The organism is Janthinobacterium aquaticum, from assembly GCF_009208565.1.
Lineage (GTDB): Bacteria > Pseudomonadota > Gammaproteobacteria > Burkholderiales > Burkholderiaceae_D > Janthinobacterium.
Map to the genome: position 1 here is coordinate 19,059 of NZ_WFLK01000012.1, position 13,479 is coordinate 32,537.

At 62.6% G+C, this 13,479-nt stretch carries 15 protein-coding genes; 10 read left to right on the forward strand and 5 right to left on the reverse strand.

Features of this window, described 5'->3' with window-relative positions; all coding sequences use genetic code 11:
* Positions 1 to 7 precede the first annotated feature (7 nt).
* Positions 8 to 961: a LysR family transcriptional regulator gene (locus GCM43_RS18050; protein ID WP_152246821.1), complete on the reverse strand. Its 954-nt coding sequence runs from the start codon at positions 959 to 961 to the stop codon at positions 8 to 10.
* Between the two features lie 127 nt (positions 962 to 1,088).
* On the opposite strand from GCM43_RS18050, the gene GCM43_RS18055 reads away from it, so the two are divergent.
* Both GCM43_RS18055 and GCM43_RS18060 read left to right on the forward strand, forming a co-directional pair.
* Positions 1,089 to 1,694, forward strand: coding sequence for an FMN-dependent NADH-azoreductase (locus tag GCM43_RS18055; protein WP_152246823.1), 606 nt, complete (start codon positions 1,089 to 1,091; stop codon positions 1,692 to 1,694).
* 311 nt (positions 1,695 to 2,005) lie between these two features.
* On the forward strand, positions 2,006 to 2,260 hold the full coding sequence (locus GCM43_RS18060; RefSeq protein WP_152246825.1) for a hypothetical protein: 255 nt from the start codon (positions 2,006 to 2,008) through the stop codon (positions 2,258 to 2,260).
* A gap of 19 nt (positions 2,261 to 2,279) precedes the next feature.
* Here the strand turns inward: GCM43_RS18060 and GCM43_RS18065 are convergent, their stop codons facing one another.
* Entirely contained in the window at positions 2,280 to 2,516 is a 237-nt protein-coding gene (locus GCM43_RS18065) for a TIGR02450 family Trp-rich protein (RefSeq protein ID WP_193315668.1), read from the reverse strand.
* Between the two features lie 73 nt (positions 2,517 to 2,589).
* On the opposite strand from GCM43_RS18065, the gene GCM43_RS18070 reads away from it, so the two are divergent.
* Both GCM43_RS18070 and pncB read left to right on the forward strand, forming a co-directional pair.
* Positions 2,590 to 3,453 carry a cysteine hydrolase family protein gene (locus GCM43_RS18070; protein WP_152246827.1) on the forward strand — a complete coding sequence of 288 codons (864 nt, stop codon included), beginning with the start codon at positions 2,590 to 2,592 and terminating at the stop codon, positions 3,451 to 3,453.
* Positions 3,454 to 3,538: 85 nt separating this feature from the next.
* Positions 3,539 to 4,729 (forward strand): nicotinate phosphoribosyltransferase, encoded by a 1,191-nt coding sequence (gene pncB / locus GCM43_RS18075; protein WP_152246829.1) that lies wholly within the window; start codon positions 3,539 to 3,541, stop codon positions 4,727 to 4,729.
* Positions 4,730 to 4,752: 23 nt separating this feature from the next.
* On the opposite strand, the gene GCM43_RS18080 is transcribed toward pncB, so the two are convergent.
* Positions 4,753 to 5,052 carry an antibiotic biosynthesis monooxygenase family protein gene (locus GCM43_RS18080; protein WP_152246831.1) on the reverse strand — a complete coding sequence of 100 codons (300 nt, stop codon included), beginning with the start codon at positions 5,050 to 5,052 and terminating at the stop codon, positions 4,753 to 4,755.
* Positions 5,053 to 5,257: 205 nt separating this feature from the next.
* Between GCM43_RS18080 and GCM43_RS18085 the strand changes: the two genes are divergently transcribed.
* The 4 genes from GCM43_RS18085 (at position 5,258) to GCM43_RS18100 (ending at position 8,679) form a co-directional block, all read left to right on the forward strand.
* Entirely contained in the window at positions 5,258 to 5,839 is a 582-nt protein-coding gene (locus GCM43_RS18085; RefSeq protein WP_152246833.1) for a DJ-1/PfpI family protein, read from the forward strand.
* 63 nt (positions 5,840 to 5,902) lie between these two features.
* Positions 5,903 to 7,135 carry a GAF domain-containing sensor histidine kinase gene (locus GCM43_RS18090; RefSeq protein ID WP_152246835.1) on the forward strand — a complete coding sequence of 411 codons (1,233 nt, stop codon included), beginning with the start codon at positions 5,903 to 5,905 and terminating at the stop codon, positions 7,133 to 7,135.
* A 35-nt stretch (positions 7,136 to 7,170) separates the two neighbouring features.
* Entirely contained in the window at positions 7,171 to 7,818 is a 648-nt protein-coding gene (locus GCM43_RS18095) for a response regulator (protein ID WP_152246837.1), read from the forward strand.
* A gap of 165 nt (positions 7,819 to 7,983) precedes the next feature.
* Positions 7,984 to 8,679, forward strand: coding sequence for a Crp/Fnr family transcriptional regulator (locus tag GCM43_RS18100; protein WP_152246839.1), 696 nt, complete (start codon positions 7,984 to 7,986; stop codon positions 8,677 to 8,679).
* 202 nt (positions 8,680 to 8,881) lie between these two features.
* Here the strand turns inward: GCM43_RS18100 and GCM43_RS18105 are convergent, their stop codons facing one another.
* Positions 8,882 to 10,063 (reverse strand): MFS transporter, encoded by a 1,182-nt coding sequence (locus GCM43_RS18105; protein WP_152246841.1) that lies wholly within the window; start codon positions 10,061 to 10,063, stop codon positions 8,882 to 8,884.
* A gap of 88 nt (positions 10,064 to 10,151) precedes the next feature.
* On the opposite strand from GCM43_RS18105, the gene GCM43_RS18110 reads away from it, so the two are divergent.
* Together GCM43_RS18110 and GCM43_RS18115 are read left to right on the forward strand one after the other, a co-directional pair.
* Entirely contained in the window at positions 10,152 to 10,601 is a 450-nt protein-coding gene (locus GCM43_RS18110) for a winged helix-turn-helix transcriptional regulator (protein WP_193315669.1), read from the forward strand.
* Positions 10,598 to 11,800, forward strand: a complete 1,203-nt coding sequence (locus GCM43_RS18115; protein ID WP_152246845.1) for a D-amino acid dehydrogenase — start codon at positions 10,598 to 10,600, stop codon at positions 11,798 to 11,800. Before GCM43_RS18110 ends, GCM43_RS18115 begins: the two co-directional genes overlap by 4 nt.
* 574 nt (positions 11,801 to 12,374) lie before the next feature.
* Here the strand turns inward: GCM43_RS18115 and GCM43_RS18120 are convergent.
* On the reverse strand, positions 12,375 to 13,442 hold the full coding sequence (locus GCM43_RS18120; protein WP_152246847.1) for a hypothetical protein: 1,068 nt from the start codon (positions 13,440 to 13,442) through the stop codon (positions 12,375 to 12,377).
* Positions 13,443 to 13,479: the final 37 nt, after the last annotated feature.

A 13,479-nucleotide genomic window follows, 5' to 3' on the forward strand; every position in this document is an offset into this window, starting at 1 on the left:
TGTCCTTTCAGTGGGTGATGCCAAGGGCGGCGTACGGGTTGGCGCTGCTTTCAAGTTCGAGCATGGTCGGCAGCTCCTCGGCAAAGCGTTCGGTCAGCCACTTGCCGGCCTGGCCGGGTGCCGTGTCGGTGCGCTGGATCAGGTAGATCGGATACAGCTCGCCCTTGTCGACGGCCAGCGGCAGTTCGACCAGGCGTCCGGCGCGGATATCGTCGCGCACCATCGTTTCGGGCATATTGCCCCAGCCCAGTCCTGCGCGCAGCAGCGCATGTTTCGATCCCAGGTCGCCCAGGCGCCAGTTGCGCAGACCCAGCACGCCGAAGTCCTGGCCTTCGGTCAGCGCACTGCGGTCGCTCAGCACCAGCTGGACGTGTTCGCGCGCTACCGCCGAGGCGATCGGGCCGGGCAGTTGCGCCAGCGCGTGGGTGGGCGAGGCCACCGGAATGAGCTGCACATGGCCCACAGCCAGCCGGTCGAGGCCACTGACGCTGGCCGCCATCCAGCTGCCTACGCCGATATGGCACTGGCCGTCGAGCACCTGCTGGATCACCGCGCCCATCGCCTCAATGCGCAGGCGCAGCGAGACGGTGGGGAACTGCGCCTGGAACGCGTGCAGGATGCGGACCAGCATGCAGGTCGGGAACATCACATCGACCACTACCGACACTTCCGCTTCCAGCCCGCCAGCGAGCGCCTTGGCGCGTGCGCGCATGCCGTCGACATTCTGCGCTACCGTGCGCGCATCGGCCAGCAGCGCCTTGCCGGCGTCGGTCAGGGTGGGCTTGCGCTTGCTGCGGTCAAGCAGCACCACGTTGAGCTGTTCTTCGAGGTTGGCGATGGTGTAGCTGATGACCGACTGCGTGCGGTGCAGCTGGCGCGCCGCATGGGCAAAGCCGCCGGCGTCGATCACCGCCACGAACACGCGCAGCTGGTCCAGTGAGGGCTGGCCTGGTTCTCTCATTGTATTAACCTATATCCAGAAAATCGATATTAACCATTTAATTTTACATGGTTTCATCGATATTAGAGTCGAACTATGATAGAGGCAAGCGCAAACCTGCGCACCTCACCCTCTCAAGGAGTTCATCATGGCCAAGGTTTTGTATATCAACAGCAGCGTGCGCAGCAACGGTTCTTTGTCGCGTCAATTGTCGGGCGAACTGGTGGCCAAGCTGGCCGCCCAGGGCAACACCATCGTCGAACGCGACCTGGCTGCACAGCCGGTGCCGCACCTGACCGAAGCGATGATGGGCGCCTTCTTCACCCCAGTCGAGCAACGCAGCGCCGAAGCGGCTGCCACCATCGCGCTGTCCGATACCCTGGTCGATGAGCTGCTGGCCGCCGACGTGCTGGTACTGGCTGCACCGATGTACAACTTCTCGGTACCGTCGACGCTGAAAGCATGGATCGACCATATCGCGCGCGCCGGTCGTACCTTCCAGTACACCGCGACCGGCCCGGTCGGCCTGGCCACTGGCAAGAAAGCCTATATCTTTACGGCCAGCGGCGGCGTCTACAGCGAAGGCCCTGCCGCCGCCTACGACCACCTGAGCACCTATCTGCGCGCCGCACTGGGCTTCCTGGGCATCACCGACATCACCTTCGTGCAAGCCGAAGGCGTGGCAATGGGTGAAGACGCGGTTGCCGCCACCCTGGCCAAGGGCCGCAGCACCATTGAAGCGATTGCTGCCTGATCGCTGATTGTTATTGTTGTTGCGGTTCCATCGACGCATATCACGTAGGTCGGATCAGGCCCCAAGGGGCCGTAATCCGACAACACCGTTGACGCCTGAATTAAGCCCCAAGGGCCGTAATCCGACAACACCGCTCCGCCAAATCAAGTAATCCCCAATTTCTTTTCCTGCGCCCTATGCCGCACTGCAAAAAAAGGGTATTTTATTGCTATTGTTTCTGATTTAGCCCAGCGCGATTGAATCAATTCCATTTTTCACCGGGACGGCCCACGAAGCCGGCTGCCCGGTTATTGCTTTTTGGAGCCAGCATCGTGCCGATAAAATACGTAGGTTGTTACGAGATCGATTACACCGCCGAGCGCTTGCGCGGCTGCGGTACCTGGGGTGCGTATGTTGCCATCTATACGCAGTCGCCCAATCCCATGCATCGCTATAACGTGTCGCAAAAGCAGCGCGTGCATGCCGACCATCTGTTTGCCACCGAAGCCGAGGCCGAGCAGCAGGCAGCCGACGCAGCCAAGGCGCTGGTCGAGCATCGCCAGCAGCGCTATTCCACCGGCCTGTGACGCCAGGCTGCGGCGGGCCTCACAGCCAGCCCTGATGCCAGTGTGACTTGTCTTGCAGTTCGCGCCATGCAATCTGTTGTATCCGTCCTGAATGGACGGCCTGCAGTTCGACCAGCGTCATCGGCGCATCGGGCTCGGGTGGCTGGCACAGCTTGATGACCAGGAAGTGCTTTTCCTTGTTGACGGGCGAGACGGCCGTCCATTTGCTGTGAAACAGCTTGTTCGGGCGTATGGGGTTGATATTCGACTCAAGCATGATGAATGTGGACGCGCGCTTTTGGAATTTGCCATTATGATGCAAATTATCGTCGCCAACTTCAAGGAGTGCCATGAAACGCCCGCTGCATCTGCTCGTGATCGATCCGCAAAACGATTTTTGCGACCTGCCGGCCGACTCGCTGCCGGCCGGCCAGGCGCCAACGTTGCCGGTGCCTGGCGCGCACCAGGACATGCTGCGCGTGGCGCAGCTGATCGGCGACGCTGGCGCTGGCCTGACGCAGATCAGCATCACGCTCGACGCCCATCACCGCTACGATATCGCCCATCCGACCTTCTGGCGCACCAGCGACGGCGGGCCGGTCGCGCCATTTACCGAGATCAGCGCGCAGGCGCTGCGCGACGGCCGCTATCGGCCTGCCGCGCCCGATGCCGGCGCCCGTGCACAGGCTTATCTCGACGCGCTGGAGCAGGCCGGCCGCTACCAGCTGATGGTCTGGCCCGTGCATTGCGAGATCGGCTCCTGGGGCCAGAACGTGCATGGCGCCGTGCGCGCCGCCTACAACGCATGGGAAGTGGCGCAGCTGCAGGTGGTGGCCAAGCTGTCCAAAGGTTCCAATCCGTGGACCGAGCATTACTCGGCCGTGATGGCCGAAGTGCCCGATCCGCAGGATCCGGCCACTCAGCAGAACACCGACTTTCTCGCTACCTTGCTGCCGGCGCAGCAAATCTACATCTGCGGCGAGGCCGGCAGCCATTGCGTGAAGGCCAGCACCGAACATATTGCCGACTATCTGACGCAGCAGCAGGGCGCGCATGCGGTGCGGAAATTGGTGCTGCTGACCGACTGCATGAGCCCTGTTACGGGTTTTGAAGAACAGCAGCGCGGCTTTCTGGCAGCCATGCAGGCACGCGGCGCGCGCCTGGCCACGGCTGCCGAAGTAGCGCCCGAGCTGCGCGCCAACGCTGCGGCCTGAACTTGCCTGAAAGTCCCCACTGCCGAAATGGCGGCAGTGGCGTACTATGCTCGCTTGTAGATAGAGGAAGCTGGAGAAAAACAAGATGACCCCGATAGTGCGCAGTTTGCTGGAAACCGATTTATACAAATTCACCATGTGGCAGGCCCTGCTGCATGGTCACCCCAATACCCATACCGAATACGAGTTTGTCTGCCGCAATACGCCCGCGTATCCACTGGCCTTGCTCAAAGAAGAACTGGAAGAGCAGCTCGACCATCTGTGTTCGATGTCGTTTGCCGATGACGAACTGGCCTACTTGCGCACGCTGCGCTTCATGAAAAGCGACTTTGTCGACTTCCTGACGGTGTTCCGTTTCCAGCGCAAGTTCATCGACGTCAGTACCGATGGCGATACCTTGCAGGTGCATGCGGCCGGCCCGCAGGTGCATGTAATGGGCTTTGAAATCTTCGTGCTGTACATCATCAACGAGCTGTATTTCCGCCGCTTCGACCACGACGCCGCCATGGCGGAAGGGCGCCGCCGCCTGGCCGCCAAGGTGGTGGCGGTCAAGGAGTTCGGCAAGCTGCCACGCCGCAAGCATCCTTTCGAGTTCTCCGATTTTGGCGTGCGCCGGCGCTTTTCCGGCGCCTGGCATGATGAAGTGGTGCAGCACCTGGCGCGCGAAGTGCCCGAGTATTTCAAGGGTACCTCGAACGTCTACCTGGCCAAGCAACTGGGGATGGTGCCGATCGGCACTATGGCGCATGAATACATGCAGTCGTTCCAGTCGTTCGGCGTACGCCTGCGCGATTTTCAAAAAGCGGCGCTGGAAGACTGGGTGCAGGAATACCGCGGCGACCTCGGTATCGCGCTGACCGACGTGGTCGGCATGGACGCTTTTCTGGCCGACTTCGACCTGTATTTTGCCAAGCTCTTTGACGGCCTGCGCCACGACTCGGGCGATCCGGTCGAGTGGGGCGAAAAGGCGCTGGCCCACTACGCGGCGCTGCGCATCGACGCCAACACCAAGCGCCTGGTGTTCTCCGATGGCCTGGACCTGGACAAGGCGTTCTCGCTGTACCAGCACTTTGCCGACCGCATCATGACCGGCTTTGGCATCGGTACCAACCTGACCAACGACGTCGGCCTGACGCCCTTGAATATCGTTATGAAGCTAATGCGCTGCAATGGCCAGTCAGTGGCCAAGCTGTCCGATTCGCCCGGCAAGACGCTGTGCAAGGACGAGACGTTCCTGGCGTATTTGCGGCAGGTGTTTCACCATCCTGCTTCGTAAACAATACCTGCCGTGGGCTTGCTTCAAAACCCCGTCACCACCGTATTCATATGCTCGACCTGCGGCGGCACGGCAAAAAAGCCGCCGACCAGCCCGCGCCAGGTCTGGAACGCTTCGCTTCCGCGGAAATGCACGGTATGGTCTTCCAGCGTATTCCAGCCGACCACCAGCCGGTAGTGGTCGCCGTTTTCAATCGAGCGTTCCAGGTGCATGGACTGGCAGCCCTGTGCGCCCTTGAACAGCGGCACGGCCTGCGTGACAGCCGCTTCAAAGGCGGCGTGGGTATCGGGCTGAATCTGGATATGGGCAATTTCAAAAATCATGGTGCTGTTTTTCCGCGAAAGATGAGGGAATCCGATCTTGCCACAGTTTTCAGCGGCGGTGGCAATCCCTGCACACACCATTTTGGTGCATTTATTTGATAAAACTCGTGATCGGCATGCAAGTGGCAGTAAGATACACCCTGTGGAGTTCTTCAGGCGTTGCCTGCACGCCAGGATGCAGGGCACTCTTTCATGGGAAAACCAAATGGCAGCGAAAAAAATTCTGTTTTTGACCGGCGATTTTGCAGAAGATTATGAAACGATGGTGCCTTTCCAGGCTCTGCAGATGCTGGGCCACATCGTGCATGCGGTCTGCCCTGGCAAAAAAAGCGGCGACACCATCAAGACCGCCATTCACGACTTCGAGGGCGACCAGACCTACACGGAAAAGCCCGGCCATCTGTTTGCGCTCAACGCGGCGTTTGACGACGTCGATGTGGCCAGCTATGACGCGCTGATGATCGCCGGCGGCCGCGCCCCCGAGTACCTGCGCCTGAACGAGAAGGTGATTGCCGCCGTGCGCCACTTTGCCGATGCCGGCAAGCCGGTTGCCGCCGTCTGCCATGGCGCGCAGTTGCTCGCTGCGGCCGAAGTCATCCGCGGCAAGCGCATTTCGGCCTATCCGGCCTGCGCGCCCGAAGTGCGCCTGGCCGGCGGCGAGTATGCCGACATTGCCGTGACCGATGCGGTCACCGACGGCCAGTTTGTCACCGCACCGGCCTGGCCTGCGCATCCGGCCTGGCTGGCGCAGTTCGTCAAACTGCTGGGCACCGAGATTCGCCTTTGATGCCCCATCGATGCAAGCCGTCTGCCACGGCAGGCGTTTTTTCTTTACCTGATTCGAGTGTTCATGCAAGCGCCGCGTAGTCATCCCACCCGCAAACAACTGCCAGCGTCGCGCTGGCGCCAGCGCCGCCAGGCACAGGCGCCGTCCGGCCTGTCGGCCGCGCAGCAGCGCCAGTTGGCCACGCTGCACGATATCTCCACGCTGCTGGCCGGCCAGCATGCGATCGATGAGCTGTGCCGCAGTTTTCTGCGCCATGTGATGGCGTTTGCCCAGGCGCAGGGTGGTACCGTGCGCATACTCGATCCGCACAACGATACGGTGCACATCATCGTCCACGAAGGTATTTCCGAGGCGATGATCGAGGAAGAGCACTGCATCCACAAGAACGACTGCCTGTGCGGTGCAGCCGTGACGCAAGGCGTGATCCAGTTCCGCGATTTTCGCAGGACCGATCCGCAGCAGCATTTCCGCTGCGAAGACGAAGGCTTTCGCGCCGTTGCCGTGTTTCCCATCTCGGTGCGCGAGCAGGTGATCGGCAGCTTTTCGCTGCACTATGCGCAGCCGCAGGCGATCAGCGTGCAGCAGCATGGCTGGCTTGAAACGCTGGGCCAGAGCCTGGGCATTGCGATTGAAAACCAGCGCCTGATCGCGCGCGAGAAGGAGTTTGCGGTGGCGCGCGAGCGCAGCCTGCTGGCCGAAGGCCTGCATGACAGCATCGCACAAAGCCTGAACTTCATCAGCCTGCAGGTGCAGATGCTCGACGATTCGGTACGCCGCGGCGAACTGGGCGAGGCGGCCGAAGTGCTGCCCCTGATGCGCATGGGCGTCGAGCAAAGCTACCAGGATGTGCGTGAGCTGCTGGTGAACTTTCGCACGCGCTGGCATGGCAGCGACCTCGAAGGCAAGCTCGATGAGGTGCTGGAAAAATTCGCGCTGCAGACCGGCGTGCAGGGCACCTTGCACATGGCCGGCGCCGGTGCGCCGCTGGCGCCCGAGCAGCAGCTGCAGGTGATGTTTATCGTGCAGGAAGCACTGTCGAATATCCGCAAGCACGCGCAGGCCAGCACGGTGGAAGTGCGGGTCGATAACGGCCGCGATTTTTCGCTGCAGGTGCGCGACAACGGCGCCGGTTTTGCCACCCATTTGCGCGACAAGAAAACCGAGGTGCAGATCGGACTGCGCATCATGCAGGAGCGCGCCGAACGCCTGGGCGCGCAGTTCTCCATCGCCAGCGCGCAGGGCAGCGGCACCACCATTTCGTTGGCGCTGCCCGAAGCGAAGCGCCAGGCCGCCTGAACGACGGCCGCATCAAACCAGGACCCAAGCCTACAGTGAATTCACCCATAACTATCCTGCTGGTCGATGACCACACCCTGCTGCGCAGCGGCGTCAAGATGCTGTTGCAGCGCAATACTCAATTCCAGGTCGTCGGCGAGGCGGCCAATGGCATCGACGGTGTGCGCCTGGCCGGCCAGCTGCAGCCGGACGTGGTGCTGATGGACCTGAACATGCCCGGTCTGTCCGGCGTCGAGGCGCTGCAGCAGATATTGCAGCAGTGGCCCGAGATGGTGGTGCTGATGCTGACCGTGTCGGAAAACGCGGCCGACTTGGGCGCGGCGCTGCGCGCCGGTGCGCGCGGCTACCTGCTGAAAAATATCGAAGCAGAGCAGCTGGCACAGGCGATACGCCGCGCTGCAGCTGGCGAATCGGTGATTGCCGACGCCATGACGGCCAAGCTGGTGTCGCAGTTCCGCGCCGGCCAGAGCGCGCCCGAAGCCGACTATGAAAAACTGACGCCGCGCGAACGCGAAGCGATGGCCTGCCTGGCGCGCGGCCAGAGCAACAAGGAGATTGCACGCCAGCTCGATGTGGCTGAAAGCACGGTCAAGATCCATGTACAGAACATCCTGAAAAAGCTCAAGCTGACCAGCCGCGTGCAGATCGCCGTGTATGCGGTCGAGCGCAATTTGGGCAAGTAGTGATAAGTTTTACAAATAAGGGAAATACAGCAGCGTGATGCAGATTGGCGAAAAATTGATCTCGATAGCGTTTTAGCCTAGTTTGCCCTACTCCCTTTGACGTATGGTCTTGACGATGTCCTCCCATTACACTTAGTTAATCGCTAATCCAATGAAGAGAATGTCATGCATAAGGTCAACGTCGACGGTCTGCTATCGAGCCAGGCTCTGTTTCGCCATATTTCCCCTTCGCAGCTGGAGCAATTGCGCCAGGATGTGGTGCGCGTGGAGCTGGAAAAAGGCAAAGTCCTGTTCCGCAAGGGCGAAATCCCGGAAGGCGCTTACGTGGTGGTGTTTGGCCTGGTCAAGCTGAGCGTGTTTTCCATGGAAGGCACCGACAAGGTGCTTGAACTGATCCGCCCGGGCCAGAGCTTCGGCGAAGCCATGATCTTCCTCGATGAACCGTATCCATTCTGCGCCGAAGCACTGGAACACTGCCTGCTGCTGCGCATTCCGCCGCACGCGCTGCTGCGCCTCCTGGATCAGTCGCCGCGCATTGCGCGCCAGATGATGAACAGCCTGTCGCATCATCTGATGGGCTTTATCCGCAACGTCGAGCGCTGCTCGGTGCAGAACGCCACCCAGCGCGTGGTTGAATATCTGCTGCAGGCGTCGGACCAGCAGCGTTCGAACGAGGTCAAGCTGGACCTCAAGAAAAGCCTGCTGGCTTCTTTCCTGAACCTGGCGCCGGCCACCCTGTCGCGCGTGCTGCACCAACTGACCGACCTGCACCTGATCAAGGTCAGCGGCTCGCTGATCCAGATCCAGCCCGACGCGCTGAAGACTTACCGGCATGGGGCGACAACGGCGCTGCTGAACTAAGCGCTTACGCTGTCGTGGAGGGCGCATCGAGTCGCGTAGGTCGGATTAGGCCCCTGCGGGGCCGTAATCCGACAACACCACTAGCGCCAACAATGTTGTCGGATTACGCCGCTGCGCGGCTAATCCGACCTACCTGATATACGCTAAGCTGCGGCATAAGGTCGAACGAACTCGCCTGTACCCTCAGGGCCAGGCCCGGTACTTACGCCGCCGTGTTGGCGTGCTCCAGCGTCGCCCGCCAGAACCCCAGTGCCACCGCACTGACCGCCGCCCCCAGCGCACACACCGCCTGCCACCCGCCAGCCGCATAGGCGCTGGTGGCAGCAATCGCCCCCAGCCCGCTCCCCACCGCATAAAACAGCATATAGCAGGCCACCAGCCGGCTGTGCGCGTCGCTGCCGTCCTTGAAAATCAGGCTCTGGTTGGTCACATGGATGGCCTGGCCGGCCAGGTCGAGCGCGATAATGCCGATCACCAGCGGCCACAGGGCGCTGCCGGCAAAGCTCAATGGCAGCCACGAGGCCAGCAGCAGCAACAGCGCTGCGCCTGTAGTCCACTGGGCGCGACCGCGGTCGGCCAGCGCGCCGGCGCGCGCCGCGCCGAGTGCCCCGAACACCCCCACCAGTCCGAAAGCGCCCACCGCCGCATGGCCGTAACCGTGCGCCGTCAACGGGAACACCAGCGCGCTCCAGAAGATGCTGAAGGCGGCAAACATCAGCATGGCCAGCATGCCGCGCACCTGCAGCACGCGGTGGGTCGCCAGCATCGACAGCATCGACGCCAGCAGCGCACCATACGACAGCTTTTTCTGTGGCACCTGCACCGGCGGCAGCATACGCCACAACAGCATCAGCAGCGCCAGCGAGATGGCAGCCGACAGCAGATAGACGGCGCGCCAGCTGGCCCATTGCGCCACCAGGCCGGACAGCGTGCGCGCCAGCAGCAGGCCGATCACGACACCGGCCTGCGCCGTGCCCACCACACTGCCTCGTTCGTGCGCGCCGGCGGCGCTGGCGGCGTAGGCAATCAGGCCCTGTGTCATGGCCGTGCCCAGCAAGCCGGCCAGCAGCATGCCGGCCAGCAGGGCGGCAGTCGACGTCGCACCGGACAGGGCGGCCAGCGCCAGGCATAGCAGTGCCAGCTGCGCCAGCATCAGGCGGCGCCGGTTCAGCATGTCGCCCAGTGGTACCAGCAACAGCAGCGCCAGCGCGCAGCCGAGCTGGGTGGCGCTGATCACCAGGCCGCTGTTCGACTGCGTCAGGCCGAATTCGCGCGCCAGCACATCGAGCAGGGGCTGGGCATAGTACACATTGGCTACCGACAAGCCGCTGGCAACGGCAAACAGCCACACCAGCGGCTTGGACAGGGAAATAGAAGAAGACATCAGGTATCCTAAAGTGGTTGCAAATTAAAACCAGTTGGAGTCTATGCCAGGAAGTTTTAAAATGCAACCACTCAACAGGAGGCACGCTGTGGCAAAACGCAAGAGCCTGAAAACCGATAGCTGTCCCGTCGCGCGCGCGCTCGATGTGGTCGGCGAGCGCTGGTCGCTGCTGATCGTGCGCGACGCCTTTGACGGCATGCGCCGCTTCGGCCAGTTCCAGAAAAGCCTGGGCGTGGCGCGCAACATTTTGGCCGACCGTCTGCAGGCGCTGGTCGAGGAGGGGATTTTTTCGGTGGCGCCAGCGTCGGACGGTACCGCCTACCAGGAGTATGTGCTGACCGACAAGGGGCGCAGCCTGTTCCCGGTGGTGGTGGCCCTGCGGCAGTGGAGCGAGGCGCAGCTGTTTGCGCCCGGCGAAGCGCATTCGCAGTTGCTCGAGCAGGGCAGCGGCGCCGCGCTGCGTACGCTGGCGGTACAGGCTGAAGACGGTCATGTGCTGCAGGCAAGCGATACCGTCGTGCGCAAGGTGCAGCCATGACGCGCGTGGCGGTGATCGGTGGCGGCATTACCGGCGTGACCACCGCCTATGCACTTGTGCGGCGCGGGGTGGAGGTCACGCTGATCGAGCAGCACCGCTACGCCGCCATGGAAACTTCGTTTGCCAATGGCGGCCAGCTGTCGGCCTCGCACGCGGAAGCGTGGAACCACAAGGCCACCATGATCAACGCCCTGAAATGGATGGCCAGGCGCGATGCGCCGCTGCTGCTGCATCCGCAGCCGACCTGGCACAAGCTGTCGTGGTTTGCCCAGTTCCTGGCCGCCATGCCGCACTACGAGCGCAATACGGTGGCCACCGCGCGCATGGCCATTGCCGCGCGCGCGCATCTGTTTGCGTGGGCCGAAGAAGAGGGCATCGATTTTGACCATCGCCGCGCCGGCATCCTGCATGTCTACCGCGAGCGCGCCAGCTTCGAGCGCGCCGCCGGCGTTTCACAGCTGCTGGCCAGGGCCGGTCTGGTGCGCCGCGCCGTCACGCCGGCAGAAATGCGCGCCATTGAGCCGACGCTGGCCGGGAAGTTTTATGGAGGCTACTACACCGACAGCGATTCCACCGGCGATATCCACAAATTTACCAGCGGCCTGGCCGACGCCTGCGTGCGACGCGGCGTCGACTGTCGCTATGGCAGCAACGTCACCGCGCTGACGCGCGAAGGAGGACAGGTGCGCGTTGCGACCGAGGGCGATAGCGCCGTATTCGACGCCGTGGTGATCTGCGCCGGCGCGGCCAGCCGCCGTCTTGCCGCCATGCTGGGTGACCGGGTCAATGTCTATCCGGTCAAAGGCTATTCGATTACCGTGCACCTGGACGACGCCGCCAGCCGCGCTGGCGCGCCCACCGTCAGCCTGCTCGACGACGCCACCAAGCTGGTCAGCAGCCGCCTCGGCGAAGACCGCCTGCGCGTGGCCGGCACGGCAGAATTCAACGGCATGAACCGCGACATCCGCGCCGACCGCATCGCCCCGCTGCTGCATTGGGTGGAGCAGCATTTCCCCGGTGTGAACACCCGCCGTGTCATTCCCTGGGCCGGCCTGCGCCCGATGCTGCCCGCCATGCTGCCGCGCGTCGGCCCCGGCCGCGCCCCCGGCGTGTTCTACAATACCGGCCATGGCCACCTGGGATGGACGCTGGCGGCAGCCACGGCGGAGATGGTGGCGGGGCTGGTGGCGCCTGTGTAACTGAGGGGGGAGCAAGTAGGTCGGATTAGCGGCAAAGCCGCGTAATCCGACAACAGCGCAGGCGCCAACCATGGTGCCGGATTGCGACCCGAAGCGCTTTGGCGGCCTCGCCTGATCGTTGGATTACGCCGTTCCGGCTAATCCAACCTACGATGCTGCCCGCCATGTTGCCGCGCGTGGACCTCGGCGGCGGCAACGACCTCGAGGGAGAGCACGTAGGTCGGATTAGCGGCAAAGCCGCGTAATCCGACAACAGCGCAGGCGCCAACCATGGTGCCGGATTGCGACCCGAAGCGCTTTGGCGGCCCCGCCTGATCGTTGGATTACGCCGTTCCGGCTAATCCAACCTACGATGCTGCCCGCCATGCTGCCGCGCGTGGACCTCGGCGGCGGCAACGACCTTGGGGGAGGGTACGTAGGTCGGATTAGCGGCAAAGCCGCGTAATCCGACAACAGCGCAGGCGCCAACCATGCTGCCGGATTACGACCCGAAGCGCTTCGGCGGCCTCGCCTGATCGTTGGATTACGCCGTTCCGGCTAATCCAACCTACGATGCTGCCTGGCTTGGTTGGATTCAAGGCAGCAGCGCTGCCTTGCCCTGCGGCGTCATGAGCGCCGCCAGTTTCGCATAGGGTAGCGTGAACTCCTGCTCGCAGCCGCTGCCATAAGCTTCTTCCCAGAAGCGCACGCCGCTGTCGGTCAAGCTCAGGTGGTAGTTGCCGCGGCCCTGGTAGTCGGTTTTGCATTCGTCATCCTGCACCACGTCCTTGAACAGCAGCGCGCGCAATTTGGGTGGCAGGGGGCTCATGTCGCTGGTGCCTTCCTGCGATTTGCTGCCGAACCAGCTCCACACATCGACCTCCTTGCCCGTCTGCAGATCCCAGGTGCGAAAGTCGTTGCTGATGCCGTTGCGTCCCATGCCGGCGGCCCAGCGGTAGAAGCTGACTGTTACATGGCGCGCGGACCAGAAGGACGGTTCGGCATGCAGTTCGTCTTCCATCATCATGCCATTCATGCCGAGGAAATTGCGGCGCTGCTCGAAATATTCGGCCAGGTCTTTTTTGGTCTTGGGCAGCACCGCGCGCAGCTGGCGGTTGATCGCTGCCACCGGTGTGCCGGGCGCCAGCAGTTCGACCGTCATCTGGTCGGCCAGGCGCAGGCTGCGGAACTGGCGGTCCTGGCGATCCTTGAACAGCAGTGGGCGGCTGGTGATCAACTTGGGAAAATCCTCGAGCGCAGTGTTGTAGGCAGCGCTGGCGCACGGCTGCTCTTCGCCAGTGGGAGGGCGCACCAGCATCAGCGAAACAGGCAGTGTCTTGCCAGTGGTCGGATGCTTCCAGGTGCCCGTGACCTGATTGTTTTTCGGCTGCGCCAGTTGCCAGCTGCCGGTCTTGGCATCGCCATCGGTCACTTCGTTCCAGACGCGCTGGCCCTCGCTTTGCAGCAGGCCGATCGGCGTCTTGTGGCGCGCATAGTAGTAGTTGCCACGGTTGTCGTATTTGCTGGGCAGGTTGAAGCAGGCAGTAATGTCGGCGTTGCCGAGTTTCCCCTGCCAGACGCCGGCCAGTTCGCCGTTGGCAGGTTCGATTGCTGCCTGCGCAAGAGCAGGCAGGCATGACAGCAAAATAAAGAATCGGCGCATCGTTGTGTCCTCAGTCAAGATGGCCGATTCTACATGC

Excerpts from the sequence above, each read along its gene's own strand:
- GCM43_RS18050 (WP_152246821.1), bottom strand. The coding sequence starts at position 961 with ATGAGAGAACCAGGCCAGCCCTCACTGGACCAGCTGCGCGTGTTCGTG.
- GCM43_RS18055 (WP_152246823.1), top strand. The coding sequence starts at position 1,089 with ATGGCCAAGGTTTTGTATATCAACAGCAGCGTGCGCAGCAACGGTTCT.
- GCM43_RS18065 (WP_193315668.1), bottom strand. The coding sequence starts at position 2,516 with ATGCTTGAGTCGAATATCAACCCCATACGCCCGAACAAGCTGTTTCAC.
- GCM43_RS18070 (WP_152246827.1), top strand. The coding sequence starts at position 2,590 with ATGAAACGCCCGCTGCATCTGCTCGTGATCGATCCGCAAAACGATTTT.
- pncB (WP_152246829.1), top strand. The coding sequence starts at position 3,539 with ATGACCCCGATAGTGCGCAGTTTGCTGGAAACCGATTTATACAAATTC.
- GCM43_RS18080 (WP_152246831.1), bottom strand. The coding sequence starts at position 5,052 with ATGATTTTTGAAATTGCCCATATCCAGATTCAGCCCGATACCCACGCC.
- GCM43_RS18085 (WP_152246833.1), top strand. The coding sequence starts at position 5,258 with ATGGCAGCGAAAAAAATTCTGTTTTTGACCGGCGATTTTGCAGAAGAT.
- GCM43_RS18090 (WP_152246835.1), top strand. The coding sequence starts at position 5,903 with ATGCAAGCGCCGCGTAGTCATCCCACCCGCAAACAACTGCCAGCGTCG.
- GCM43_RS18100 (WP_152246839.1), top strand. The coding sequence starts at position 7,984 with ATGCATAAGGTCAACGTCGACGGTCTGCTATCGAGCCAGGCTCTGTTT.
- GCM43_RS18105 (WP_152246841.1), bottom strand. The coding sequence starts at position 10,063 with ATGTCTTCTTCTATTTCCCTGTCCAAGCCGCTGGTGTGGCTGTTTGCC.
- GCM43_RS18115 (WP_152246845.1), top strand. The coding sequence starts at position 10,598 with ATGACGCGCGTGGCGGTGATCGGTGGCGGCATTACCGGCGTGACCACC.
- GCM43_RS18120 (WP_152246847.1), bottom strand. The coding sequence starts at position 13,442 with ATGCGCCGATTCTTTATTTTGCTGTCATGCCTGCCTGCTCTTGCGCAG.